Source organism: Pseudomonas sp. NPDC089758 (genome assembly GCF_044748705.1).
Taxonomy (GTDB): Bacteria; Pseudomonadota; Gammaproteobacteria; order Pseudomonadales; family Pseudomonadaceae; genus Aquipseudomonas; species Aquipseudomonas putida_X.
Map to the genome: position 1 here is coordinate 47,008 of NZ_JBIVGN010000005.1, position 23,722 is coordinate 70,729.

Annotated in this window: 20 protein-coding genes; 6 read left to right on the forward strand and 14 right to left on the reverse strand. The window is 59.4% G+C overall.

What is annotated here, in order from left to right:
* Positions 1 to 161: 161 nt before the first annotated feature.
* The 6 genes from ACIPZH_RS08590 to ACIPZH_RS08615 form a co-directional block, all read right to left on the reverse strand.
* Complete coding sequence (locus ACIPZH_RS08590) at positions 162 to 1,535, reverse strand: Shedu anti-phage system protein SduA domain-containing protein (protein ID WP_400635931.1); 1,374 nt, start codon at positions 1,533 to 1,535, stop codon at positions 162 to 164.
* Positions 1,536 to 1,981: 446 nt separating this feature from the next.
* On the reverse strand, positions 1,982 to 2,317 hold the full coding sequence (locus ACIPZH_RS08595; protein WP_400635932.1) for a hypothetical protein: 336 nt from the start codon (positions 2,315 to 2,317) through the stop codon (positions 1,982 to 1,984).
* 56 nt (positions 2,318 to 2,373) lie between these two features.
* Positions 2,374 to 3,234 (reverse strand): DUF4435 domain-containing protein, encoded by an 861-nt coding sequence (locus ACIPZH_RS08600; protein WP_400635933.1) that lies wholly within the window; start codon positions 3,232 to 3,234, stop codon positions 2,374 to 2,376.
* Positions 3,234 to 4,631 (reverse strand): AAA family ATPase, encoded by a 1,398-nt coding sequence (locus ACIPZH_RS08605; RefSeq protein ID WP_400635934.1) that lies wholly within the window; start codon positions 4,629 to 4,631, stop codon positions 3,234 to 3,236. Before ACIPZH_RS08605 ends, ACIPZH_RS08600 begins: the two co-directional genes overlap by 1 nt.
* 746 nt (positions 4,632 to 5,377) lie before the next feature.
* Positions 5,378 to 6,340: a transaldolase gene (tal, locus tag ACIPZH_RS08610; RefSeq protein WP_400635935.1), complete on the reverse strand. Its 963-nt coding sequence runs from the start codon at positions 6,338 to 6,340 to the stop codon at positions 5,378 to 5,380.
* A gap of 24 nt (positions 6,341 to 6,364) precedes the next feature.
* Positions 6,365 to 7,948: an FGGY-family carbohydrate kinase gene (locus ACIPZH_RS08615; RefSeq protein ID WP_400635936.1), complete on the reverse strand. Its 1,584-nt coding sequence runs from the start codon at positions 7,946 to 7,948 to the stop codon at positions 6,365 to 6,367.
* A 235-nt stretch (positions 7,949 to 8,183) separates the two neighbouring features.
* On the opposite strand from ACIPZH_RS08615, the gene ACIPZH_RS08620 reads away from it, so the two are divergent.
* From ACIPZH_RS08620 to mqo, 3 genes are all read left to right on the forward strand, one after another.
* On the forward strand, positions 8,184 to 9,182 hold the full coding sequence (locus tag ACIPZH_RS08620; protein ID WP_241805995.1) for a LacI family DNA-binding transcriptional regulator: 999 nt from the start codon (positions 8,184 to 8,186) through the stop codon (positions 9,180 to 9,182).
* Between the two features lie 162 nt (positions 9,183 to 9,344).
* The gene (locus ACIPZH_RS08625; RefSeq protein ID WP_400635937.1) at positions 9,345 to 10,073 is read left to right on the forward strand and encodes an SDR family oxidoreductase; all 729 of its coding nucleotides are present in this window, start codon (positions 9,345 to 9,347) and stop codon (positions 10,071 to 10,073) included.
* A 404-nt stretch (positions 10,074 to 10,477) separates the two neighbouring features.
* Positions 10,478 to 12,115, forward strand: a complete 1,638-nt coding sequence (gene mqo, locus ACIPZH_RS08630; RefSeq protein ID WP_267818069.1) for a malate dehydrogenase (quinone) — start codon at positions 10,478 to 10,480, stop codon at positions 12,113 to 12,115.
* 82 nt (positions 12,116 to 12,197) lie between these two features.
* Here mqo and ACIPZH_RS08635 read toward each other — a convergent pair whose 3' ends face one another.
* The gene (locus ACIPZH_RS08635; protein WP_267818067.1) at positions 12,198 to 12,533 is read right to left on the reverse strand and encodes a helix-turn-helix transcriptional regulator; all 336 of its coding nucleotides are present in this window, start codon (positions 12,531 to 12,533) and stop codon (positions 12,198 to 12,200) included.
* A 49-nt stretch (positions 12,534 to 12,582) separates the two neighbouring features.
* On the opposite strand from ACIPZH_RS08635, the gene xenA reads away from it, so the two are divergent.
* Complete coding sequence (gene xenA, locus ACIPZH_RS08640) at positions 12,583 to 13,674, forward strand: xenobiotic reductase XenA (RefSeq protein ID WP_400630205.1); 1,092 nt, start codon at positions 12,583 to 12,585, stop codon at positions 13,672 to 13,674.
* 30 nt (positions 13,675 to 13,704) lie between these two features.
* On the opposite strand, the gene ACIPZH_RS08645 is transcribed toward xenA, so the two are convergent.
* The 5 genes from ACIPZH_RS08645 to ACIPZH_RS08665 all read right to left on the reverse strand — a co-directional run bounded on the left by ACIPZH_RS08645 (position 13,705) and on the right by ACIPZH_RS08665 (position 20,167).
* Positions 13,705 to 14,952, reverse strand: a complete 1,248-nt coding sequence (locus tag ACIPZH_RS08645) for an NAD(P)/FAD-dependent oxidoreductase (protein WP_400635938.1) — start codon at positions 14,950 to 14,952, stop codon at positions 13,705 to 13,707.
* A 2-nt stretch (positions 14,953 to 14,954) separates the two neighbouring features.
* A complete protein-coding gene (locus tag ACIPZH_RS08650; RefSeq protein ID WP_400635939.1) occupies positions 14,955 to 16,532 on the reverse strand; it encodes an aldehyde dehydrogenase (NADP(+)) in 1,578 nt (525 codons plus the stop codon).
* An 84-nt stretch (positions 16,533 to 16,616) separates the two neighbouring features.
* Complete coding sequence (locus ACIPZH_RS08655; protein ID WP_400635940.1) at positions 16,617 to 17,564, reverse strand: dihydrodipicolinate synthase family protein; 948 nt, start codon at positions 17,562 to 17,564, stop codon at positions 16,617 to 16,619.
* A 40-nt stretch (positions 17,565 to 17,604) separates the two neighbouring features.
* A complete protein-coding gene (locus ACIPZH_RS08660; RefSeq protein WP_241806003.1) occupies positions 17,605 to 18,531 on the reverse strand; it encodes a 4-hydroxyproline epimerase in 927 nt (308 codons plus the stop codon).
* A gap of 22 nt (positions 18,532 to 18,553) precedes the next feature.
* Entirely contained in the window at positions 18,554 to 20,167 is a 1,614-nt protein-coding gene (locus ACIPZH_RS08665; protein WP_400635941.1) for an APC family permease, read from the reverse strand.
* A 285-nt stretch (positions 20,168 to 20,452) separates the two neighbouring features.
* Here ACIPZH_RS08665 and ACIPZH_RS08670 point away from each other — a divergent pair, with 285 nt between their 5' ends.
* On the forward strand, positions 20,453 to 21,235 hold the full coding sequence (locus tag ACIPZH_RS08670) for a helix-turn-helix domain-containing protein (RefSeq protein WP_400635942.1): 783 nt from the start codon (positions 20,453 to 20,455) through the stop codon (positions 21,233 to 21,235).
* On the opposite strand, the gene ACIPZH_RS08675 is transcribed toward ACIPZH_RS08670, so the two are convergent.
* Positions 21,223 to 22,110, reverse strand: a complete 888-nt coding sequence (locus ACIPZH_RS08675; RefSeq protein WP_400635943.1) for a LysR family transcriptional regulator — start codon at positions 22,108 to 22,110, stop codon at positions 21,223 to 21,225. The two genes, ACIPZH_RS08670 and ACIPZH_RS08675, sit on opposite strands and share 13 nt — an antisense overlap.
* 138 nt (positions 22,111 to 22,248) lie before the next feature.
* Here ACIPZH_RS08675 and moaB point away from each other — a divergent pair, with 138 nt between their 5' ends.
* Positions 22,249 to 22,788 carry a molybdenum cofactor biosynthesis protein B gene (moaB, locus tag ACIPZH_RS08680; RefSeq protein WP_400635944.1) on the forward strand — a complete coding sequence of 180 codons (540 nt, stop codon included), beginning with the start codon at positions 22,249 to 22,251 and terminating at the stop codon, positions 22,786 to 22,788.
* Between the two features lie 22 nt (positions 22,789 to 22,810).
* Here the strand turns inward: moaB and ACIPZH_RS08685 are convergent, their stop codons facing one another.
* Positions 22,811 to 23,710 carry a bestrophin family protein gene (locus ACIPZH_RS08685; protein WP_400635945.1) on the reverse strand — a complete coding sequence of 300 codons (900 nt, stop codon included), beginning with the start codon at positions 23,708 to 23,710 and terminating at the stop codon, positions 22,811 to 22,813.
* Positions 23,711 to 23,722 lie beyond the last annotated feature (12 nt).

Consider the following 23,722-nt stretch of genomic DNA (forward strand, 5'->3'; position numbering starts at 1 on the left):
CCTAGGGTAGCCAGATCGATTACACGAGCTTGTCGCTGCCAGCTCGACCGATTGTTTTCTTTCGAAGCTATCGACAAGGATGTCTTCCTCCTTAACAACTGACGCTTCTCCTGAGCAAGGGCGCGCGGTGCCTCAGGAGAGTTGTTGTCCGGCTTCTTGAATTAGCTACCTGGTTGAGGCGGTAATCCTGAGAGCATTGCATAAGCAGTAATTGCTCGTTCCAAAAGATCGTCGAACGTTAGAAATTCATCGATGCTATACTGGTCCATAATAAGGCCCATGTAATTTCGCGCATCAGAAATGTTTTTGAAGTGCTGTTGAGTAAGGCGGCTCATAATTACAGAGGTTCTGCACTTCGATTGGATGCCTGGGTAGCGTTTAGCGATTATCGAGTAATGAGTTTTAATATAGTTTTTCCACTCAGCTGTTTGGAATACGGCTTGGCCAACCTCCGCTCTTGGTTGCCCTTGGCTTGTGGCAACTGGCTTAGAGGGGCGCTCAATCTCGATCATTTTGTAAGATTCATCAGGGTATCGAATTATGAAATCCGGCTGTAGCTTTGTTTTTCCAATGGGCGAGGTTTGACCATGAGGGTAAGCGAGCTCTGGTTTGCTTTCACACGTACCATATACATCTAACAAAATCGGATGATCTTCCAATATCTGATGGAATACCGATTCGACTCCGTCAGGTTGGAATCTAAGTGCTTCCCCGAGTGCTCTGATCGCAGTGCTTAAAGATTCTAGTTTGTTGTTGTAGGATTCGAGCCATCGCGTTTCCCCAAAGGACATAGAGCCGCCTTGTGCATCACCGCCCGCAGTCGCTAGGGCAGATCCAATGTCTCGGCGCAAATCCTGTTGCACTCGAAGGTTTATAATTCGCAGATCCCAAGCGGCTTCATCAGCGTGGCTAAAAATTTCGAAGTGTTTAAAGAATCTCCTATTATTCAAATCTGCGGGGAAAAAACCTAAATTCTTTATAGTGTGAGACTTTCCAAAGTCAGAGCTACTGTTTCCTAGGTGCGGGTCTAGGACTGAGCCGAATGCGCCAAATGTCAAAATGTTAACTAGTTTTTTGAAGTCTGAATTGATTTGCTTGAGTTTCAGTTTTAAGCCAAGTTTTTCATCGGTGATGGTGAGCTCTCTTTGAATATCTTGAATTCTGCCGCGCCATACACAGGATGCCAAAGGGGAATCGGAGACTATTCTATGAATGCCGGTCGATTTTCCCAAGAGCTTATTTTCTGCAAGATACTTAGTAACTGAGGTTGGGGTCTTGGTCGGCTCATAATCGACCTGCAAGGCGGGTCCTCCAGCGATATACCACTGATGTGGAGGTTCGAGTTCAGCAGATATAATCACTCCATCTAGCGCTACATAAACTTGAATCTCGTTCGATTCGATGTATATAGATTGAACAAGTTTCGGATAGCCAGGGCCATCTGGCTGCGGTGCGGTCGCCTCGTTGTAAGATTTGCGATATCTATGTGTATAGGCAAAGATAAATTCTGCGACTTGCTCTACTGTGACTGACATGGTCTCTAGCTCCTGAATAATCATTCCAAAATCAGGTTATGGCTTGTGGGGGCCACCTTCTAATTGCATTGACGAGCTGGCAGACCCTAGTGCGTCGAATGTAAGATGCTATAGCCTATTGGGTAGGTAGAAGCAAGCGTTATGTCCAGTGGGCTGTAGCAAACAACTGCGGTTAGTGCGGCTATGGCTTAATACTTTACAAAAGTTGGCTGTTATAGGTCAGCCAAGTGGTATAGGAAACCCACAACCAATAACCTCAGCGGAGGCCCCCTCTACATCGTCATTGGTAGATTGTTGAAAGACAGTTGAGAGAGAGCATCGACAGCCAGCTCGGCCAGCCGCTGGAGCTTCGTCTCACCTACGGGTGAGGTTTGTCGAGGTGCAGCCACATATGCACCTATGTAGGTAGCCGACATGAGATGGTACGAAATTGGTACGGGTTTTGATTATGCAGCCTGGAGGTCAATTAAGTAGAGGCTTCCATGAAGAGCAGCCCCAATCCACCTTTGCGCCTCGGTTCTGCCCGACAGGAGAGATGTTGTAAAGCCCTCAGCTCGACCTATTTGCTGCTGCCGATGGGGCAAAAATGGGGCAAACCAAGCGCCATCCAATGCCAATCTATGCCACTTTATACGCTTATGCTGGAAGGTTAAACGGCGCTTAACCTCCAGTTTTACGGGCTTGTGCGCCTTTTTATGTTGGTACTCCAGCACAATCGGGGTGTGTTGCAAACCTCTAGCAAGCGCTAGAGGCTCAGCAAATTCTGAAGGGGCGTCGATCATGCGTCGCATGTCCCAATCATGGCTGTGTAAACATTGTCTCGACTTCAACCCAGTGTTCAGTTCAACTGGGCCTCACGGCCACGAATAAACTCAACAACTGGCGTAAGAATTCGTGCGATTTCATCAGATTTGTGAATTACGGCTGATAGAAGCTCTCTTGTTGTTTCAACATCAGAGTACTTTCCCTTCGCTGATGGACGCATTTTTAAGACCTGTTGTTTGATATAGCGTTGCAGTGAAACCTTGAGCATTTTACCAGGGAAGTTTTCGATTGCGGAGCCTGGTAAGTCAAAGTTGGCTTGATAGTACTCATCTGCTGCTTCACGAGCTTCAGCGGTTGGTAGCAATGTTCTCACGAGCTCATCAATTTTTGCGTTGCACAAGTGCCAACTGCTATTTTCGCATAGGAATGTGTCGCTCCAGGCTGGTCGTTCACCTTCGATATTTTTTGATAAAACTTTTTGATAATAGTATATGGCTTTGATAAGTTCTTCAGTTGCGGCGGAAATAAAATCGCTAAATTCGCTCAAGTCGAAGGCGTCAAAAGCATCTTTAAATTTGCAGTTGAGCGCGAACTTCAATGAATGGCTTATGACTTGAGAGCATATAAAATAATTTTCGATTGAGTAGCGGTCAAGTGTGACGAGTCGAGGGTCTTCTATTTCTATGTCTTGAAAGTCTCGATCAATGATGAAGATTGCATTATGTGCTTGATGAGCTAGCAAGAATTCTCGTATCGCTGTTTTTCCGTCAGTAAATACGATGTCGTATTTAGAGCAGTCTTGGGCCATGTGGCTTAAGCAAGACTCATAAATTGGTACGTCATCTACACCCTCCACTACAACGAAGGTTGTAGATTTCTGCATTTTGATTCGCCGAAGATTTTCGACGCCGTTGTATTTAGGAATGGCGCCCATCAACGGCACTCCTCGAGATCAATCTCGTTAGCGCCTCTAGCATTAATAGCAGGGGAGTGCGTGGCTACAATTATCTGCGACTTAGGAGATAGCCTGATGATTGATGGCATGATCATTCGTTGCCAATCTAGGTGCAACGAAAGCTCTGGCTCGTCCGCTATAAAAACTGCCCCATCTTGACGGCTGAGTGCTGCCTTGCCGAGGATGGTAAGAATGTGTTTTTCTCCAGAGGACAGATCGCTAAGCTCTACGGTTCTCTTATTGGATTTTACGGAGAATACGCCATCCTCATTGATATTAAATATCTTTTTGGGTTGAAAGTAAGAGTTCACTTCATTTTCGTAGTCCCGGAATGATTTCGTCGCCTCTAGTTTTTCAAACTGCATTTTTTCAACGTCCTCGGTAATTGAAAGGAATCGGTCGTTGAATGTGGTCATGGCTAGAAGGGCGAAATATGAATTATTGAACCTTTCAAGCGACTGTTGAAACTTCTTGTTGTCGCTTTCAGACTCTTTTGCGTGTTCGCGGAGAGTGTCCATGGCTGCGTAAGAGTCGCGGACGTTGTCGTTTAGTTTCTTCCAGGTTACAAAGTGCTCTCGAATCTTTTCTTCCGGGATACTAACTTGTGCATCTTTAAATTTTTTAATGTGGGCAGAGACATCTACGTCTTCAACCTTGGTGTGCAGTGCTTTGGAAACTTGCCCGATAGTCTTGGAGGCTCGCTGAGCTAATGCATCATCAATCATGACTTTTTCAAGAATTTTTGACTTGAGTGTCTCCAGTTTGCCGGTGATGACTTTTCGAGCCTCGTTAGCTTCAGCAATGAATTGTCGCTGTAGTGAAGTGAGAACCCTTACGCTCGGATCTAAGATTTCATTGATCTGACTTGAGCTCAAATTTCTAGTTCTGAGCATTGAGTGCAGAAACTCATCGCGTTCGTCGCGCAAGCCAAATAGCTCAGAGTCATGCATCCGCAGCAGTGGTACATGAGTTAGGTTGATGTATTTAAAGATTTTATGCTTCAGACTGTCGGTCAGTTCGTTGCTTATCTCGTTGCTTCGGGCGCGCGGAGAAATTATGAATGTCTTGCTTTCTTCGTTGAAAATCTCATAGCTTATTACGGTGCCTGAGATGTCTTGATTTCTAGTGACTTTCAGAAAGCTAGCAGGCCTGATCTGTTTGCTTTTTGCAAGGTGTATTGAAATAGTGCTGAAGGGGGTCTTCGCTATTCGATCGATTTCTGCGTTCAAACATGAAACGATCAAGTTAATGATTGTGGTCTTGCCGGTGCCGTTGCCACCATAAATGCAATTGCATCCTTCGGTGAGATCAATCTTATAATCATTCTTGCTCTCAAAGAGATCCTGAATGGTCACGCGCCTTATGTAGTAATCCATGTTTTTCCTTAAGATGCTTGCTGGTGGCCACATGCCTGCATAGCATCATATTTTTGCGTGGGTTGCCATCCTTTGTAGTGATCTGGTTCGAAGATCGGCAGCGGCCGCCCCGTCCTTCACGCACAGCGAAAGCTTACCTAATTCATCATCCGGCTAGAGAGGGGACAATGTTAGCGGGGATCCGTTAAAGCGGCTGTTCAGTCTGAGCGAGATTAGGATCGAAGGCGTTCTATCCCGGATGAGATCGCCTCAGCTTGGATGTCGAGGGTCGCTAACGCTGTCATGACGTTTTCATGTATGTGGACTGAGCCGCGATGGCTAACCCATAGCGAGAGCTCCTCCAGAGCTGCTCTGATGGCGATCTGGTTCAAATGTAGCAGCTCAAGGGTGTCAGCAGTCGTTGAGGCTTGGTCATCCATGCGTATGCTCCAGGGGTGAGAGTTCTTAGGGCAAATTTAGGGCAAATCCTAGGGCGTGTTAGGCCCATGCAGGCCATCAACCAAAGCCACAATAGCCCTTTATGCTGGCCTACGGGGGCCTGATGAGATCCTCGGGCGGGTTCAAATCCCTATCTCTCCGCCATACATGTAGTAGAAAAGCCCCTGAAAGCGATGAGCTTTCAGGGGCTTTTTCGTTGTGCCCCGCCTACTTCCCATATCACTGCCTTGCGATGTCGCCGTTAGCGGCGGGGCCTGCCGGATCACAACGCCAGGGAGGCCGTTGCTGCGAACTCGTCACGCCTATCCTCAGTGCTCGCCCAGTCGTCGTGCAATAAGCGCCTCCAGTTTGCTTTGGTCCGCCGCAAACCCCCGAATCCCTTCAGCCAGCTGCTCGGTTGCCATCGTGTCTTCGTTCATCTGCCAGCGAAAATCGGCCTCGCTCAGTGGCGAGGACGGTGCCTGATGTTCGACGGGGGCGGCGAGCGCGGCCTGCAGGCTGCCCTTGGTCACTGCCATCTCTTCCAGCAAGGCGGGGCTGATCGTTAGCCGATCGCAGCCTGCCAGCGCTACGATTTCACCGACGTTGCGAAAGCTTGCACCCATCACTGAAGTTGCGTAACCGTGACGTCGCATGAAGCGGTAACTGGCCGCCACCAACTGAACCCCAGGCTCCGATGCCGGCGCGTACTCCCTGCCCGGGTAAGTGCGCCGATGCCAGTCCAGTACCCGGCCAACAAAAGGTGAGATCAGGAATGCGCCTGCTTCGGCGCAGGCGCGTGCCTGGGCAAGGCTGAAGATCAACGTCAAGTTGCACTGGATGCCCTCACGCTCCAGCTCGTGGGCCGCGCGAATGCCCTCCCAAGTGGCGGCGAGCTTAATGAGAAAGCGCTGGCGTGGTACGCCCGCCGCCTCGTACAGCGCAACCAAGCGCCTGGCCTTGGCCAGGCTCGCCTGTGTATCGAAGGACAGCCGCGCATCGACCTCACTCGATACCCGGCCGGGAACGTGCTGCAACAAGTCGCAGCCCAAAGCCACGATCAGCTGGTCGGACAGTTGCTCGATTGCCTGCGCATGCGGTAGGTCGGCAGCTTTGGCCAGGGCGCAGAGGTCGTGGAGCAATGTGTCGTAGTGTCCCGTCACCACGGCTTTGAGCACCAGCGAGGGGTTGGTGGTTGCATCGCGAGGGGCGAAGCGGCGAACGGCCTGAAGATCGCCGGTGTCGGCGACCACTGTGCTGTACTGCTCCAACTGGCTGAGCAAAGTTGGCATGGTGGAACCCTTTGGTGGTTGATGTCAGACAGCCGTGGGCTGTACGGAACCTGATGGCTCGGGCAGGTGTGTGGCCTGGTCTGCCAGCCCATGCATGATGGGTTTCAGGGCGTGGTAGGCCGCGCAGTAATGAACGAACATCCGGTCATACAGGGCTTTGTTGGCGAGGTTGGGATCGGCTCGGCGTCGCAGGGTGCGCCAGTCGCGGATGGTTGCGACGTCCTCGATGGCGCCAATTGCCAGTGCCGCGAGCATGGCACCGCCCAGCGGCGCTTCGACCTGCTCCTCGATGGTGAACACGGTGTAGCCGGTAATATCGGCGATTATCTGCATCCACAGGTCCGAGGCCGTGCCACCCCCTACCACGATCAAATGCGGATCAAGCTGCAGCCCTGCCTGTTCACCCACCTGCATGTTGTGGCGCAAGGCAAACGCCAGGCCTTCCAGTAGTGCGCGGTACAGGTGCGCCTTGTGATGGAACAGCGACAGCCCTATATAGGCCCCCGATGCCTTGGCATCCCAGATGGGGCTGCGCTCGCCCATGAGGTAGGGCAGGAAAAACAGGCCGTCTGCACCGGGCGGTGTGTTGGCAGCGTCCTGCTCCATCAGTTGGTGCACATCGGCGCCGGGTGACAGGGCAGCTGCCTGCTTTTCCTGTGCGCAGAACTGCTCACGGAACCAGCTGATTGCTGCACCGGCGGTAATGGCGCCGCCGAAACTGTAGATGTTGTCGCCAGCGTCGTAGACGTAAGGCATGTTGATCAGCCCTTTGCAGGCATCGGTGCGCTGCTTGATAAAGCCCCAGCACATGCTGGTGCCCAGCATTGCGACATGGTTGCCTGGCGCAAAGACCCCTGCAGCGAGTGTGGCCATGGCTGCATCGACTCCGCCGGCAACTACCTTTGTGCCTGGCTGGAGCCCTAGCCGTTGCGCCGCAGCCGGTAGCAGGCTGCCAATGACCTGCCCGGGTGCAACCAGGCGTTGCGGCATCAGACGGGCGTCGATGCCCAGGGCATCGAGCATCAGAGGCGACCAGCCACGCGTTGCGAGGTCGTAGATGCCGCCGATATTGCCCGCTGAACTGTGGTCCACGGCCAGCTCGCCGGTCAGGTGGTATTGCACAAAGCTGTTGGGCGGCAGCAGGTAGCGTGCGTTGGCCCAGGCCTCTGGCTGGTTGCGCTTGATCCAGAGCATCTTGGTGTAGCCGTAGTAGCTGTCGACACCATTGCCCGTTATGCGCTGCAACTGCTCGACATCCACGTTTTCGCGGACCCAGTCGGCTTCGGCGATGGCTCGGCGGTCCATCCAGATGAGGCAGGGGTGTAAGGGGTTGATGTCGGCATCCACCGGGATGCCCGAGCCACCGTAGAGACTGCTGATGCAGATGGCTTTGACCTGGGCGGCTGGTATTTGGCTGCGGCGGATGCTGGTCGCGACCGCTTCGTACACAGCGTCCAGCCACACCTGCGGCCATTGCTGCGCCCATAATGGGCGAGGTTGCTCGACCTGGTAACTGACGCAGGCTTGGGCCAGTATTCCACCCTCGGTAGACATCAAGAGAGCCTTGGTACTTTGCGTGCCGATGTCGACACCAATCACGTAGTCCATTGTTGTCCCTTTTATTATTGGCGTGGGGTCTATGTAGACGATTACATGTTTTAGCGCTTTTTAACCGATGGCAGGTTTAGTTGTGTCCGATCTATCCTTGGTTGCAAATGTCAACGTCAACATTTTAAAACGCTAGCACAACGCAATTGTCACCACAATATGCATGGCACGGTTGTGGCCTGGAGTACAATCGCTGAAAATCATGGCGCCCGCAGCCAGCCACCATCGAGCGTTCATGACCAGACCAGGCAAAGCCACCATCACCGACATCGCCAAGCGCGTGAACATGACTACTGTCACAGTGTCGCGGGCGCTCAACCAGCCAGAGAAGGTCAAGAAGCAGACGCTGGAGCTCATCCTCAAGGTGGCCAAAGAGCTCAACTATGTGCCCAATGCCTTTGCCCGCAACCTCAAGAACCGCGAGAGCCGCCTGCTGGGCCTGGTCACGGCAAGCCTGGAAAACCCGTTCTACGGCGAGATCATCAAGGCGATAACGCGCGAGGCGAAGAAGCGCGACTATACCTTGATGCTATTCGATACCGATGGCTCACCAGAGCTGGAGGCGCGGGCTATCGACACGCTGCTCAGCTATCAGGTTGCCGGGCTGATCCTCTCGGTGATCAGCGACGACGACCATTACCAGCCGAGCTATCTGGCCAAGCTGGAGATGGCCGCCATCCCGGTCGTCCAGATCGATCGGCAGCTTACCGGTGCGCCGTTTGCCGGCGTTTATCTGGACAACGAGCAAAGCGGTTATCAGGGGGCTCGTGCCTTGTTGGCCCAAGGGCGGCGCCGGCTGCTGGTCGTGGCTGGGCCGCAACGCTCAAAGATTTCCCTGGCGCGGTTGGCAGGCATTCGCCGCGCGTTGGAGCAGTGGCCAGAGCCCACCGTGCTGGAGGTCGTGCATGGTGATTACACCCAGGCGCCAGCACGTGATGTGGTGCGTGACTACCTGCAAAGTGGCAAGTGGCCCGATGTCATCTTTGGCCTCAATGCGCTCATGACCTTGGGTGCGCTGCAGGCCATGCGCGAGGTTGGCTTGAGCCGCAATGACATCGCACTGTTCAGCATCGACCAGGTGCACTATGCCGAGATCTACGGCCAACCCATCCCTTGCATCAGCCATAGCAGCGTCGAGTTGGGGGTTGGCGCAATCAACCTGTTGCTTGGCCAGATCGACGATCCGTCGCAACCGCTGCGCGATCAGGTCATTGAAGGGCAGCTACTGCTCTGACCTCCAACGGTAGGCAGGTACATATCTGGTTAAAAATGTAGACGTTGACATTTGGCGCACAAGTGGCGTCAGATTGAACTCGAAATCGAGTTGAGTGATATGTAAACGTCTACATAAAAATAATCAAAGTGCTCTTGTACGTCAGGGGCAGGGAGGTGGCGAATGGCAACGCAACTCGAAGGTAAAGTGGCAGCGGTTACCGGCGCTGCGTCAGGAATAGGCCTGGCATCGGCCGAGGCGATGGTGGCGGCCGGCGCCAGGGTGGTCATGATCGATCGGGATGAAGCCGCATTGGCCAGCGCATGTGAGCGCCTGGGTAAGGCGGCCATGCCGCTTGTGATCGACCTGCTGGTGCCTGAACGCTGTGCAACGTTGCTGCCGGGGGTGCTGGCGAAGGCCGGCCAACTCGACATTCTGTATGCCAACGCAGGTTGCTACGTGGGCGGTGATCTGGCTGATACGGATGTGGCGGCCATCGACCGCATGCTGAATCTCAACGTCAATGCCGTGATCAAGAATGTGCATGATGTGTTGCCGCACATGATTGAGAGGGGCACGGGCGACATTCTGGTCACAGGCTCGGTGGCTGGTCACTTTCCGGTTCCCTGGGAGCCGGTGTACTCGGCCTCCAAGTGGGCGGTCAACTGCTTCGTGCAGACGGTACGCCGCCAGGTCAAGGCTCACGGTATCCGGGTCGGCGCCGTGTCGCCTGGCCCGGTCAGCAGTGCACTGCTGGCCGATTGGCCGGAAGAAAACCTGAAAAAGGCCAAGGCGAGCGGTAGCCTGATCGAACCATCCGACATAGCCGATGCAGTCATGTACATGCTCACGCGTCCGCGTAATGTGACTATTCGGGACATGATTGTGCTGCCTTCGGCATTTGATATGTAACGATTGCTCTCAGCATCAACCGCTGCAGGGTGATCTTATCGATGCAGGCCTGCGGCGTAAGTTGGCCTGCAGTATTGCGTCTTTCAACGGGCTACCGAAACGCGCTGAGCTGCTCCAAAGCCCCCAGTCATGCACATGGCTGGGGGCTTTTGTGTTTCTGGCGTGACAACCTGCCGCTGGGACAACCTGCCGCCTTGCTTACCCGCTCGCAATTTGTTTGTGCTGGCATTTCAGATACAATCAGCGAAACGATTCAGCCCTGTCGGTCAATACGACAAAAGCCTGGGTCGTTTTCTGGTTCTTTAAGCCGCTGAACAATGATCACAAAAAGCCTGCGCACAAGAACACGAAGCACCTGGGCCAGCCACAGGCCCGTCCTCCGTTCTACAGACTGGAATTGATCAATGTTCAAGAAAGCTGGCAAAACCTTGCTGGGTTTGGCTGTCGCTGCGAGCTTCATGCAAGCGCACGCCGCAGAAACCAAAAAAGTCGATGTGCTGCTGGTCGGCGGCGGCATCATGAGCTCCACCCTGGCCGTGTGGCTGCACGAGCTGGAGCCAAGCTGGTCGATGGAAATGGTCGAGCGCCTGGATGGCGTCGCCGAAGAAAGCTCCAACGGCTGGAACAACGCCGGCACCGGCCACTCCGCGCTGGCTGAGCTGAACTACACCCCGGAAGACAAAGACGGCAACGTCAACATCTCCAAGGCCATCGAAATCAACGAAGCCTTCCAGATCTCCCGCCAGTTCTGGTCGTGGCAGGTCCGTCAGGGCGTGCTGAAGAACCCGCATTCGTTCATCAACACCACTCCGCACATGAGCTTCGTGTGGGGCGATGACAACATCAAGTTCCTCAAGAAGCGTTATGACGCGCTGCAGGCGAGCCCGCTGTTCCGCTCGATGGAGTACTCCGAGGACCACGCGCAGATCGCCAAGTGGGTCCCGCTGATGATGGAAGGCCGCGACCCGAACCAGAAGCTGGCCGTGACCTGGACGCCATTGGGCACCGACGTCAACTTCGGCGAGATCACCCGCCAGTTCGTCGGCCACCTGAAGACCCAGGACAACTTCACCTTGAAGCTGTCCAGCGAAGTCCAGGACATCACCCGCAACGAAGACGGCTCCTGGCACGTCGAGTACAAGAACCTGAAGGACGGAACCGAGTCGGCCACCGACGCCAAGTTCCTGTTCATCGGTGCCGGCGGCGGCGCGCTGAAGTTGCTGCAGAAATCGGGCATTCCTGAAGCCAAGGAATACGCAGGCTTCCCGGTCGGCGGTTCGTTCCTGGTGACCGAGAACCCGACCATCGCCATGCAGCACATGGCTAAGGCCTATGGCATCGCCTCGACGGGCGCGCCACCCATGTCGGTACCGCACCTGGACACCCGTGTGCTGGACGGCAAGCGCGTGATCCTGTTCGGGCCATTCGCCACCTTCTCGACCAAGTTCCTGAAGAACGGTTCGTACCTGGACCTGCTCAGCAGCACCACGATGCACAACGTGTGGCCGATGACCAAGGTCGGCATCGATCAGTACCCGCTGGTCGAGTACCTCGCTGGCCAGCTGATGCTGTCGGACGACGACCGCTTCGAAGCGCTGCGCACCTACTTCCCGAACGCCAAGAAGGAAGACTGGAAGCTGTGGCAGGCCGGTCAGCGCGTGCAGATCATCAAGCGTGACGCCGACAAGGGCGGCGTGCTCAAGCTGGGTACCGAAGTGGTGGCCTCGCAAGACCGCACCATCGCCGGCTTGCTGGGCGCATCGCCAGGTGCCTCGACCGCTGCGCCGATCATGCTGCACGTGCTGGAAACCGTGTTCAAAGACAAAGTCGCCACCCCGCAATGGCAAGCCAAGATCAAAGAGATCGTGCCGAGCTACGGCACCAAGCTCAACGATTCGGCAGCGGCCACGCAGAAAGAGTGGAACTACACCGCTGAAGTCCTGCAGCTGCAGAAGCCGCCGGTCATCGACCAGAGCGTCGAAACCAGCACAGGTGCCAGCCAGCCGGTTGAAAGCAAGCCAGAGAACGACATGGCGCTGTAAGCGTTAGTGTTGTGAACGAAAAGCCACGGGGGAGACCTCGTGGTTTTTTTTTGCCTGTTCCGGCCGCGCTGTCAGCCTTGGCTCAGCGCTGACGCAAAATGCACTCCAGCAAACCGGGGAAGCGTGCCTCGAGCATTTCGCTGCGCAGTGAGTTCATATGCGTGGTGCCCACATTGCGTGTCTGCACCAGCCCCGCATCGCGCAGCACACGAAAATGATGGGACATGCTGGACTTCGGCCGGCCACCGTCCAGCTCGCCGCAGCTGGCTTCCGCCACGCCCGCCAGGTGGCGCACGATTTCCATACGTACAGGGTCGCTCAGCGCATACAGCAGGCGCTCGAGGATCAGGTCTTCAGCGGTGGGATGTTTGTAGGCTCGCATGGGCGTCATGATAACGGGGGTTTCATTAATTGCCATAGTTCGATTATGATCGAACTATCGTATTCGGATGACCCCGGAGTTTTCCATGTCTGCACTGTTCGAACCCTATACCCTCAAAGACGTGACCTTGCGTAACCGCATCGCCATTCCGCCGATGTGCCAGTACATGGCCGAGGACGGTGTCATCAACGATTGGCATCAGGTGCATTATGCTGGCCTGGCCCGTGGTGGCGCCGGCCTGCTGGTGGTCGAGGCCACTGCGGTGGCGCCAGAAGGGCGCATCACCCCTGGTTGTGCCGGTATCTGGAGCGACGCCCATGCCCAGGCCTTCGTGCCGGTGGTGCAGGCGATCAAGGCGGCAGGCTCGGTGCCGGGCATCCAGATTGCCCACGCGGGGCGCAAGGCCAGTGCCAACCGCCCGTGGGAAGGTGACGACCATATCGCTGCGGATGACGCGCGAGGCTGGGCCACCATCGCCCCGTCGGCCATCGCTTTCGGCGCCAACCTGCCGAAAGTGCCACGTGAAATGACCGTGGACGACATTGCCCGGGTCAAGCAGGACTTCGTCGATGCGGCACGCCGGGCGCGTGATGCAGGCTTTGAATGGATCGAGCTGCACTTCGCTCACGGGTACCTGGGGCAGAGCTTCTTCTCCGAGCACTCCAACCAGCGCACCGATGCCTACGGCGGCAACTTCGAGAACCGCAGCCGCTTCCTGCTGGAAACCCTGGCAGCCGTGCGCGAGGTGTGGCCGGAAAACCTGCCGTTGACCGCCCGCTTTGGCGTGCTGGAATACGACGGCCGTGATGAGCAGACGCTGGAGGAGTCCATCGAGTTGGCCCGGCTGTTCAAGGCTGGTGGTCTGGACCTGCTCAGTGTCAGCGTTGGCTTCACCATCCCGGAAACCAACATTCCATGGGGCCCGGCCTTTATGGGGCCGATCGCTGAACGTGTGCGTCGTGAGGCGGGTTTGCCAGTGACTTCGGCGTGGGGCTTCGGTACGCCGCAGTTGGCGGAGGGGGCGTTGAAGGCCAATCAGCTCGACCTGGTGTCGGTGGGGCGTGCGCACCTGGCCGACCCGCACTGGGCATATTTCGCGGCCAAGGAACTGGGCGTCGACAAAGCTTCGTGGACGTTGCCTGCGCCTTACGCGCACTGGCTTGAGCGTTATCGCTGATTGCTGCAGGGGCCGCACAGCGGCCCCGTCTCAAAACCGATCCAGCCGGTAACGCTTCAACTCGGCCCGAGGCTCCCGTTCAGCCAACCCACCCACCCATTCCGCTGTCACCGCCGCCTGGGTCAAGCCCAGGTGCTGATGCCCAAACGCTAACAGCACGCGCCCATCACACACCCGGTCGATCACCGGCAGCGAATCCGGCAGCGAAGGCCGAAACCCCATCCACGGCGTCGCGCCTTCGGCATTCAATTCGCGCTGGAACAAACCCTTGCTCAAGCGGTGCAACTGCCACGCCCGCTGCATGCTCGGCGGTGCATCGAGCCCGGCGAACTCCACCGTGCCAGCCAGGCGCAAGCCCTCGGCCATCGGCGTCATGATGAACTTGCGCTCCAGCGAGGTGACGGCGAATGGCAAGCGCTGGTGCTCGCCAGGCAGCATCAGGTGATAGCCACGCTCGGTATCCAGCGGGACGCTTATGCCGGTCAGAGCCGTGGTCAGTTGCGCTGAGTGCGCGCCGCAACTGATCAGCACCTGGCGCGCGTGGAACGTACCCTGAACGCTGTTGAGCTGCACGCCATTGCCATTGAGTTGCCCGCCATCGACCTGCGCCTGGACGAAGCGTACGCCAGCCGCCTTGGCGGCTTCGAACAACTCAATGACTACACGGTAAGGGTCGATGAAATGCCCGGTGCGGGGGAAAAACAAGCCACCGAGGATGGACGGGGTCAACTCCGGCGCAGCAGCGCGCACCGTGTCGGCCGACCAGAATTCGGCCGGCACCGCCTGTTGCTGCATCCGGGCCAACAACGCCTCCAGAGCCGAGCGCGAATCGGCGCGCTCGAACACCAATAACGAGCCGTCTTCCTTGAACAGCTCGCTGCGGCCGATGGAGCCGAGCAAACGCTGCCAGGCGCCCAGACTGCCTTCGTTCAACGTACGGATGCCGGCCACGCTGCGCTGGAGTGGCTCCGGGCGCAGGTTGAGCAGCAGGCGGGCGAACCAGGGCAGGGCCTTGGGCAGGTATTTCCAGTCCAACCGCAGTGGGCCCATCGGGTCCAGCAGCATGCGTGGCAGGCGCTTGAGTATCGATAGGTCGGCGATGGGGAACACCTGCTCGGTGGCCAGGTGCCCGGCGTTGCCGTACGAGGCTCCGTGGCCGGGCGGTTGGCGGTCGAACAGCACGACCTGGCGCCCCTGGCGGGCCAGTTGCAGGGCGCAGGCGACGCCGACAATGCCGGCGCCGACCACGGCGATGTCGGCTTCAGAGGTGTCGACCATGTTCAGCCTTCCCGGGTGCCGTCGAGCAGGCGCCGCAGCTGCAGCGGGTTGCCGTGTTTCAACGCCGGCGGCAGCAGCGCATCGGGGAAGTCCTGGTAGCACACCGGGCGCAGGAAGCGCAGGATCGCCGCCGTGCCCACCGAGGTGGTGCGGGCATCGGAGGTGGCCGGGAACGGCCCGCCGTGGACCATGGCATCGCACACCTCGACACCGGTCGGCCAGCCATTGACCAGAATGCGCCCGGCCTTGCGTTCAAGGGTTGGCAACAGCGCGCGGGCGCGGTCGATGTCGGCATCGTCCAGTTGCAAGGTCGCGGTCAATTGGCCCTCCAGATGCTCAGCCACCTGGCGTACCTGTTCATCGCTCGCGCAGGCCACCACCAGTGACGATGGGCCGAACACCTCGGCCTGCAAGGTTGGGTCGGCCAGGAAGGCTTCGGCCTCGGTCACGAACAACTGCGCCTGGCATTGGTTAGGGCCTTGTCCAGCCTGACCATTGGCCGCAACCCGGGCATTGGCGTTTTCCGCCATGCCACCGACACCGGCTTGGTAAGCACTGAAGATGCCCGGTGTGAGCATGGTTTGCCCAGCGGCCTGGCCAACGTGTTCGCTTGCCGCGTCGATGAACCGCTGTAACGCCGGCCCTTGGCGGGCGATCACCAGGCCGGGGTTGGTGCAGAACTGGCCGGCACCTTGGGTCAGTGAGGCGACGAAGCCTTGTGCCAGCGCCTCGGCGCGGGCCTGCAGGGCGGCCTGGAACAGGAACACCGGGTTGATCGAGCTCATTTCCGCGTACACCGGGATCGGTTCCGGGCGTGCCTGGGCCACCTTGCACAGCGCGATACCACCGCTGCGAGAGCCGGTAAAACCAACGGCTTTGATGCGTGGGTCGCTGACCAGCGCAACGCCGACTTCATGGCCGCAGCCATACAACAGCGAAAATACGCCGGCCGGCAAATCGCACAGCTGCACCGCTTGCGCTACTGCCTGGCCAACCAGTTCGCTGGTACCCGGGTGGGCGCTATGGGCCTTGACCACCACTGGGCAGCCGGCAGCCAACGCCGAGGCGGTGTCGCCACCGGCCACCGAGAAGGCCAGCGGGAAATTGCTGGCACCGAACACGGCTACCGGCCCAAGGGCGACCTGGCGCTGGCGCAGGTCGGCGCGCGGCAAGGGCTGGCGTTCTGGCAGGGCGCTGTCGACTCGCACATCCAGCCATTCACCGGCCCGCACTACACGGGCGAAGGTGCGCAACTGGGTACAGGTACGGCCACGCTCGCCCTGGATGCGCGCTTTCGGCAGGCCGCTCTCGGCCACCGCGCGGTCGATCAGGGGCTCGCCCAGCGCTTCGATCTGCGTGGCGATGGTTTCGAGAAACTGTGCCCGTTGTTCGAGCGTGGTTTCGCGGTACGCATCGAACGCCGCCCAGGCCAGGGCGCAGGCCTGGGCCACGTGCTCATCGCTGGCGCCCAGGTAGGCCGGTTCCAGCGCCTGGCCGGTGGCCGGGTCGATGGCGCGGATGGCTTCGCGGCTGCCGGTTACCGGCGTTTGGCCGATCAGCAGGTTGCCTGTGAGGGGCATGTAGCCTCCTTGGAAATCAGATTCGGGTATCAAGGGCGTCGTGGGGGCGGGCAAGGCCGCTCCCACAGAGAAAGCACTGGCGGCTCAGGCGATGTTCTGTTCGGCCGACCAGCTCGCATACCAGTTGCGGAACAGCGCGTACTGCTGTTCGGCATAGTTGCGCTGGGCGTCGGTCAGCACATCGGTTTCGTTGAAGTGCAGGCTGTACTCGCTGTCGCCGTTCAGCACCATCAGGTGCTTGTAATACAGCACCAGGTCGCAGCCTTCATCGAACGACGACAGCACCGCCAGCGCCGCTTCCAGCTCGCGGGCCAGGCGACGGGCCTGCGCATCGCCCTTGGCCGCCTGCTTGCTCAGGCTTACCAGGTGCAGCACCTCACGCGGCAGGGCGTTACCGATGCCAGTAATGGCGCCGGTGGCGTTGCAGTTGACGAAGCCATGCACCACTTGGGTGTCCACACCCACCATCAGGGTCACGTCGTCATCCTTGGAGGTGATGTGCTCGGCGGCGTAGCGCAGGTCGGCACCACCGCCGAACTCCTTGAAGCCGATCAGGTTCGGGTATTCGCGGCGCAGCTCGAAGAACAGGTCGGCGCGTGTAGCAAAGCCATAGTAGGGGCTGTTGTAGATCACCGCTGGCAGCTTGGGTGCGGCAGCGAGGATGGCCGAAAAGTGGTGCTTCTGGGCGATCGGCGAGGCACCGCGGCTTAGCACACGGGGGATGACCATCAGGCCGGCGGCACCGACCTTGGCCGCGTGAGCGGCATGAGAGACCGCTTCACGGGTGTTCACCGCGCCGGTGCCGACGATGGTCGGGATGCCGGCGGCCACCAGGCGGGCCACACCCTCCTGGCGCTCGGCTTCGGTGAGCAGTGGCCAGTCGCCCATCGAACCGCAGTACACCACGGCGCTCATGCCGGCCTCGATCAGCTCGCGGCCTTTGCGCACCAAGGCGTCGAAGTCCGGTTTGCGCGCGGCGGTGCACGGGGTCATCAGGGCGGGCATGGTGCCGGTGAAGATGCTATCAGTCATTGTTGATACTCCTGGCGAAAAGGGGCGAAAACGTCGGGGCTCAGATGCCCCAGGCGAAGGGGTCTTGTTCGTCGATCAGCAGCGTGCTGTCGGCGGTCATGTAGGCGCGGCCGGTGATGAACGGGCGAATGCGCTCGCCGTCGCGCTCGTAACGGGCATGGAACTGGCTACCGGTGATGCTGGCCTGGACCCAGGTCTGGCCTTCGCCAAGCTTGCCGTCGGCGGCCAGGCAGGCAAGCTTGGCGCTGGTGCCGGTGCCGCAGGGTGAGCGGTCGTAGGCTTTACCGGGGCACATCACGAAGTTGCGGCTGTCGGCGTTGGCGTCGTCGGCGAACAGTTCGACGTGGTCGATGGCTGCGCCGTTTTCACCGGTGATGCCCTGCTGTTCGAGTGCCTTGAGCATGGCCCAGGTGTACTCGGTCAGGGCCTCACGGTTGTCCAGCTCGATACGTTGGCCGTGTTCGGAAACGAGGAAGAACCAGTTGCCGCCCCAGGCGATGTCGCCGCGCACCAGGCCATGGCCGGGCACGTCCACTGCAACCTGCTGGCGATAGCGGTAGGAGGGCACGTTACCGATGGTGATGGCGCCGTCTTCATGCAGGGTCGCGCTGACCTGGCCGACCGGGGTGTCGATCGTGTGCACGCCCGGTGCGATCAGGCCCAGGTGCTGCAACGAGGCGACCAGGCCGATGGTGCCGTGGCCGCACATGTTCAGGTAGCCGGCGTTGTTGAAGAAGATCACCCCGCAGGTCGCGTCGGCCGAAACCGGTGGGCAGTACAGCGCGCCGACCAGGACATCGTTGCCACGTGGCTCCAGCAGGCAGGCGCGGCGCCATGGGTCGTGCAGCTCGCGCAGTTCGTCGCGCTGTTCGGCCATGCTGCGGCCGTGCAGTGGCGGGAAACCCTTCATCACCAGGCGGGTCGGTTCGCCGCCAGTGTGAGAGTCGATGACGTGAATCTGTTTCATGGCTTGTCCCTTGCGTAAAAGATCAGGAAGCAACGGCAGCAGGGTTGCAGGTAGAGGTGTCAGCGCTGGCTTCGCTTTCGTCTTCACCTTCCAGGCGCACAAGGTGGGCAGGCACGCCAGTCGCGGCGCCCCAGTAGTAGATGCCCAGCGCGCAGGCCGCGACGACTACGGTGTCAAACGGGTGGCCGATCACGCCCAGGCCGCCGAAACTGCCAAGCCACGACAGCAGGATGGTCACCGCGTAAAAGCCGATCAGCCAGGCGCTGGAGCGCACCTGCTGGGCCAGCGACAGGTGCTGGGTGGGGACGAAACGAGCAAACAGCAGGTACAGCACGAACATCACGATCTGCAGGGCCAGCAGCCACGACACGGTGTTCCAGCCCGACCAGTACACGATCAGCGCGGCGATGATGAAAGACAGCGGGCCGAGTACGGCCATGCCCTTGACCCGGAACGGGCGCGGCATCTGTGGCGCATTGCGGCGCAGGGCGGCAACGGTGACCGGGGCCACGGCGTAGCTCAAGACCAGGGCAGCGGATACCACGTTGATCAGCGCTTCCCACGAGGGGAACGGCAGGGTCCAGAACACCGACAGGCCGAAGGTCAACCACAGGGCCGGGCGCGGGATGCCGGATTCTGCATCGATGCGGGTGAAGTACTTGAAGAAGGTGCCGGTCTGGGCCCAGCCGTAGACCACACGCGGCGTGGCATTCATGTAGATGTTGCCGCAGCCGCTGGGGGAGATCACCGCATCGGCCACCACCAGGTAGGCCAGCCAGCCTACGCCCAGTGCCAGGGCGATGTCGCGGTAGGGCAAGGCCAGTTCCTTGGTCACCGCAGCCCAGCCGTCACTCAGCATTTCGGTTGGCACGCTGCCGAGGAAGGCCAGTTGCAACAGCGCATAGATCGCGGTGGACAGCAGCACGGAGAGGATCAGCGCGATGGGGATGGTGCGCTGTGGGTTCTTGACTTCACTTGCCACCGAGATGATCGGTGTCAGGCCCAGGTAAGCGAAGATGATGCCGCCCGCTGACACAGCCATTTCCACCCCGGACATGCCGAACGGGGCGAAGCCCTGGACCTCGAAGTTCTCTGGCTTGAAGAAGCTGAACAGCACGCCGATCACCAGCAGCGGCACGATGAACTTGAACACGCTGACCAGGTTGTTGGCCTTGGCGAAGGTCTTGACGCTGCGGTAGTTCAGGAAGAAGAACAGCCCCAGCAGGGCGAACTGCACCAACCAGCCGAGCACGGTGGGGTCACTGGAGCCGGCCTCGGTCAGCCCGGGGAACCAGGCCGCCGCGTACTGGCGAGAGGCGACCACTTCGATGGCGATCAGGCTAGAAAAGGCGATCAGGGTGATGAACCCCATCAGGTAGCCGAGCAGTGGGCCGTGCGAGTACACCGGGTAGCGCACCACACCCCCGGCGCGTGGCAGCGCGGCGCCGAGCTCGCAGTACACGATGCCCAGTAGCAGTACGGCGAAGCCGCCGAGGAACCAGGAGAGGATGCCGGCCGGCCCGGCAATGGCCGACACGTGGCTGGCGGCGAACAGCCAGCCGGAGCCGAAGATGGCGCCGAGGCCGATGAACGTGAGGTCCAGCAAGGACAGCTGTTTCTTGAATTTGCCTGACATGGGGTCGCCTTTTTGTAGGTTTTGGATAGGCAGGTCTGATGTCACCAGGTGCGGCTTCTGGGGCCGCGCTCTTGTAGGTCTTGGACGGCTTGCGTGGGGCATAGAGTGGACCGAACGGGGCCACGGTTCTTGATGGTTTTCTGCAGGGGGGATGACGAAATCGGCACAATTGCAGAAAAGGCTGGCGCGCCGTTCGCCAGGCTCGATAGGCTGGAGGGCCTGTTGTTCAAGGGCTTGAGAGTTTTGCCGGCGATGGCGCCGGTGCCCCTACCAGAGAGTTGAACGATGGCCGACGCCACACTGGCAGCCCTGTACCAGAACCTCGACCAGCATCGCCCCGCTAGCTTGCAGGACCTGCTCGCGGGGGTATCCTTGCTGCTGCCGATCCTCGATGCCATCCCCAACGCCGCGATCTTCATCAAGGATCCGGATGCCCGCTATGTGCTGGCCAACAACACCCTGGTCCAGCGCTGCGGCCTCAAGCGCCTGCAACCGCTGTTGGGCAAGACCAGCGCCGAAGTCTTCCCGGCGCAACTGGGGCCCGGCTATACCGAGCAGGACCTCCGCGTGCTCAAGGATGGGCTGGTGCTGGAAGACCAGCTTGAGTTGCACCTGTACGGCAGCCGTGAACCAGGCTGGTGCCTGACCCACAAGCGCCCGCTGTACAACCAGGCGGGCGAGATACTCGGCTTGGTCGGCATTTCGGTCGACCTGCAATCAGCCGCCGACAGCCACCCCGCCTATCAACGCCTGGCCGCGGTGGACGAGCACATTCGCCAGCACTTTCACCAGCCGATCAGTATGGGCGAGCTCACCCGCATCGCCGGTATTTCCGTGGCCCAGCTGGAGCGCTACTGCAAGAGGGTGTTCCACCTCACGCCCCGGCAAATGATTCACAAGGCGCGGCTGGAACATGCTCATCGGCTACTGCACAGCGACTTGCCGATCACCGAAGTGGCGCTGCAGTGCGGCTACACCGACCACAGCGCTTTCAGCCGGCAGTTCAAGCAACTCACCGGTTTTACCCCGCGCCAGTACCGCCAGGCGACTGCGGCTCAGGAGGGTTGAAACAGGGTGCGGGCCTCGTCAAAGCACTGTTCGGCAATGGCCGAGCGCGGCTCGCTACGGCGCAGCAGCAGGCCGACGGGGCTGTGGATGCTGGCGTCGGTGATCGGGACGATGCGCATGTGCTCGCTCAGGTCTTCCAACCCGCAATCGAGCGGCATGATTGCGCAGCACACCCCGGTGTTGGTGGCTTGGACCAACTGGAAGCTCGAGTCGCTTTCCAGCACGGCATTGGGTTCCAGGCTGCGGCTGCGAAAGCTCAGGTCGAGCGACTGACGGTAGTGCATCCCCTTGCTCAGCAGGCCCAGAGGGATATCGCCCAGGTCCTCCCAACGCAAGGTGTCGGCCTCGAACTGGAAATGCCGGGTATCGTGCAGCAGGCCCATGGTGGTGGTGCCCAGTTCGATCACCTCGAAGAAGTTGGCGTTGACCTGGTCCAGATAGCAGATCCCCAAATCGAGCTGGTTGCGGCTCAGGCCATCCATGATCTGTTCGGTGCTGTGGGAGCTGAGCTGAAACTGCAGCTCCGGGTATTTTTCGCGCAGCGGCAGCAGCAACTGCATGGGGTTGAAGCTGGCCAGCGGTACTGTGCCCAAGCGCAGGCTACCAACCACTTGGCCACGGCAACTGGCCGCCTCGGCCTGCAGGCCATCATGCGCGGCGAGCAGGGTGCGGGCCCAGGCCAGGATGCGCTCGCCGGCTTCGGTGAAGCCCTCGAAGCGTTGGCCGCGCTTGACCAGCACCAGGTCCAGTTCGTCCTCCAGGTTGCGCAGGCGCATGGACAGGGTCGGCTGGGTGATATGGCACAGCGCCGCGGCCTGGCCGAAGTGGCGGGTCTGGTCGAGGGCGATGAGAAACTTGAGCTGCTTGATGTCCATGGGAGTGCCTGGGGCCTTGGTGTGCTGACCTTAACCAAGTCAGCGATAGATGTCATTGATCGGGCGGTACGGCATATCGATTGGACGCGCTCTGGTCATGCCTCTAGCGTAACGACCCTGCCATACAAGGAGCTCTCTGTGCGTGTTCAACCCGATGCGGTCTTCGTACCGCTCAATATCGCCGTCCTGACGGTCAGCGACACCCGCACCTACGAAAACGACACCTCCGGTGAGCTGCTCGCCAGCCGCCCGGTGCAGGTCGGCCATCGCCTGGTGGCGCGCGCGCTGCTCAAGGACGACCTGTACAAGGTTCGCGCCCAGGTGGCCACCTGGATTGCCGATGACCAGGTGCAGGTGGTGCTGATCACCGGCGGCACCGGCTTCACCGGCCGGGACAGCACACCCGAAGCGGTGGAGTGCTTGTTCGATCGGCGTATCGACGGTTTCGGCGAGCTGTTCCGCGCGTTGTCGATTCTCGATGTCGGTAGCTCGACCTTGCAGAGCCGCGCCTCGGCCGGGATGGCCAATGGCACCCTGGTGTGTTGCCTGCCGGGTTCTACCGGTGCCTGCCGCACGGCGTGGGAAGGCATCCTGGCAGAGCAACTGGATGCGCGGCACCAGCCTTGTAATTTTGTGAAGCACCTCAAGCCCATCGCGCCTTGCGCAACGCGCGGTTGAACAGCCCCGGCGCTAGGGCCAGTCAGCTCAGCACATGCTCCACTGGCTGCAACGCCGGTGGTAGCGGCTCCACGCCCAAGGCCCCCAGCACATCCCGCTCGACCGTGCGCACCATGGCATCGGTCGGCAGGTCGTTCTCGTCTCGCCCGAACGGGTCTTCCAGTTCATTGCCGATGGCATCCAGCCCGAAGAAGGTGTACCCCACGATGGTGGTAAACAGCGGCGCCAGCCAGCCCAGCGGCTCGGCCAGGGCGAACGGCAGCAGCAGGCAGAAGATGTAGATGGTACGGTGCAGCAGCAGGGTATAGGGGAAGGGCAGCGGTGTGCCCTTGATCCGCTCGCAGGTGGCCTGCACCTCCGACAGCCCGACCAGGCGTTGCTCCAACAGGCTGTAGCGCCATTCACTGATGTGCTGCTGCTCGGCCAGGCGTGAGCAGTGGGCGCCAACCTCCTGCAAGATACCGTCGCAGACATTGTGCGGGCGGATCGCAGCGGGGTTGGCCAGCCACGGCTGGGCGGCGGCCACTTCATCCTCATTGCGCAACCGGGCATTGAGCGCATGGGCAAAGCCGCACAGGCTGCGCAGCAACTCGGCGCGCAGCTTTTCATCGGTGATCACCCCGCTTTCACGTATGAACGAGCGGGCCTCGATGATCATCTTCCCCCAGGCCTTGCGCCCCTCCCACCAGCGGTCGTAACAGGCGTTGTTGCGAAAGCTCATGAAGATCGACAGCGACAGGCCAAGCAGCGTGAAGGGGGTAGCGCTGACGGGGTAGAAAAACGCCGGGAAGTGGCGTTCGACCAGCACGATCAGGGCGGCGAGCAAGGTGACCGTCAGGCAGCGCAAGGCAATGCGCTTGACGATCGAACCCTTGAGGGTGAACAGCACGCGCAACACGTCGGGGCGGGAGTGGACGATCATGGCGATCCAGAG

Bases quoted from the DNA above. Each gene is read 5' to 3' on its own strand.
- ACIPZH_RS08590 (WP_400635931.1), bottom strand. From the start codon at position 1,535: ATGTCAGTCACAGTAGAGCAAGTCGCAGAATTTATCTTTGCCTATACA.
- ACIPZH_RS08595 (WP_400635932.1), bottom strand. From the start codon at position 2,317: ATGATCGACGCCCCTTCAGAATTTGCTGAGCCTCTAGCGCTTGCTAGA.
- ACIPZH_RS08600 (WP_400635933.1), bottom strand. From the start codon at position 3,234: ATGGGCGCCATTCCTAAATACAACGGCGTCGAAAATCTTCGGCGAATC.
- ACIPZH_RS08605 (WP_400635934.1), bottom strand. From the start codon at position 4,631: ATGGATTACTACATAAGGCGCGTGACCATTCAGGATCTCTTTGAGAGC.
- tal (WP_400635935.1), bottom strand. From the start codon at position 6,340: ATGCCAACTTTGCTCAGCCAGTTGGAGCAGTACAGCACAGTGGTCGCC.
- ACIPZH_RS08615 (WP_400635936.1), bottom strand. From the start codon at position 7,948: ATGGACTACGTGATTGGTGTCGACATCGGCACGCAAAGTACCAAGGCT.
- ACIPZH_RS08620 (WP_241805995.1), top strand. From the start codon at position 8,184: ATGACCAGACCAGGCAAAGCCACCATCACCGACATCGCCAAGCGCGTG.
- ACIPZH_RS08625 (WP_400635937.1), top strand. From the start codon at position 9,345: ATGGCAACGCAACTCGAAGGTAAAGTGGCAGCGGTTACCGGCGCTGCG.
- mqo (WP_267818069.1), top strand. From the start codon at position 10,478: ATGTTCAAGAAAGCTGGCAAAACCTTGCTGGGTTTGGCTGTCGCTGCG.
- ACIPZH_RS08635 (WP_267818067.1), bottom strand. From the start codon at position 12,533: ATGGCAATTAATGAAACCCCCGTTATCATGACGCCCATGCGAGCCTAC.
- xenA (WP_400630205.1), top strand. From the start codon at position 12,583: ATGTCTGCACTGTTCGAACCCTATACCCTCAAAGACGTGACCTTGCGT.
- ACIPZH_RS08645 (WP_400635938.1), bottom strand. From the start codon at position 14,952: ATGGTCGACACCTCTGAAGCCGACATCGCCGTGGTCGGCGCCGGCATT.
- ACIPZH_RS08650 (WP_400635939.1), bottom strand. From the start codon at position 16,532: ATGCCCCTCACAGGCAACCTGCTGATCGGCCAAACGCCGGTAACCGGC.
- ACIPZH_RS08655 (WP_400635940.1), bottom strand. From the start codon at position 17,564: ATGACTGATAGCATCTTCACCGGCACCATGCCCGCCCTGATGACCCCG.
- ACIPZH_RS08660 (WP_241806003.1), bottom strand. From the start codon at position 18,531: ATGAAACAGATTCACGTCATCGACTCTCACACTGGCGGCGAACCGACC.
- ACIPZH_RS08665 (WP_400635941.1), bottom strand. From the start codon at position 20,167: ATGTCAGGCAAATTCAAGAAACAGCTGTCCTTGCTGGACCTCACGTTC.
- ACIPZH_RS08670 (WP_400635942.1), top strand. From the start codon at position 20,453: ATGGCCGACGCCACACTGGCAGCCCTGTACCAGAACCTCGACCAGCAT.
- ACIPZH_RS08675 (WP_400635943.1), bottom strand. From the start codon at position 22,110: ATGGACATCAAGCAGCTCAAGTTTCTCATCGCCCTCGACCAGACCCGC.
- ACIPZH_RS08685 (WP_400635945.1), bottom strand. From the start codon at position 23,710: ATGATCGTCCACTCCCGCCCCGACGTGTTGCGCGTGCTGTTCACCCTC.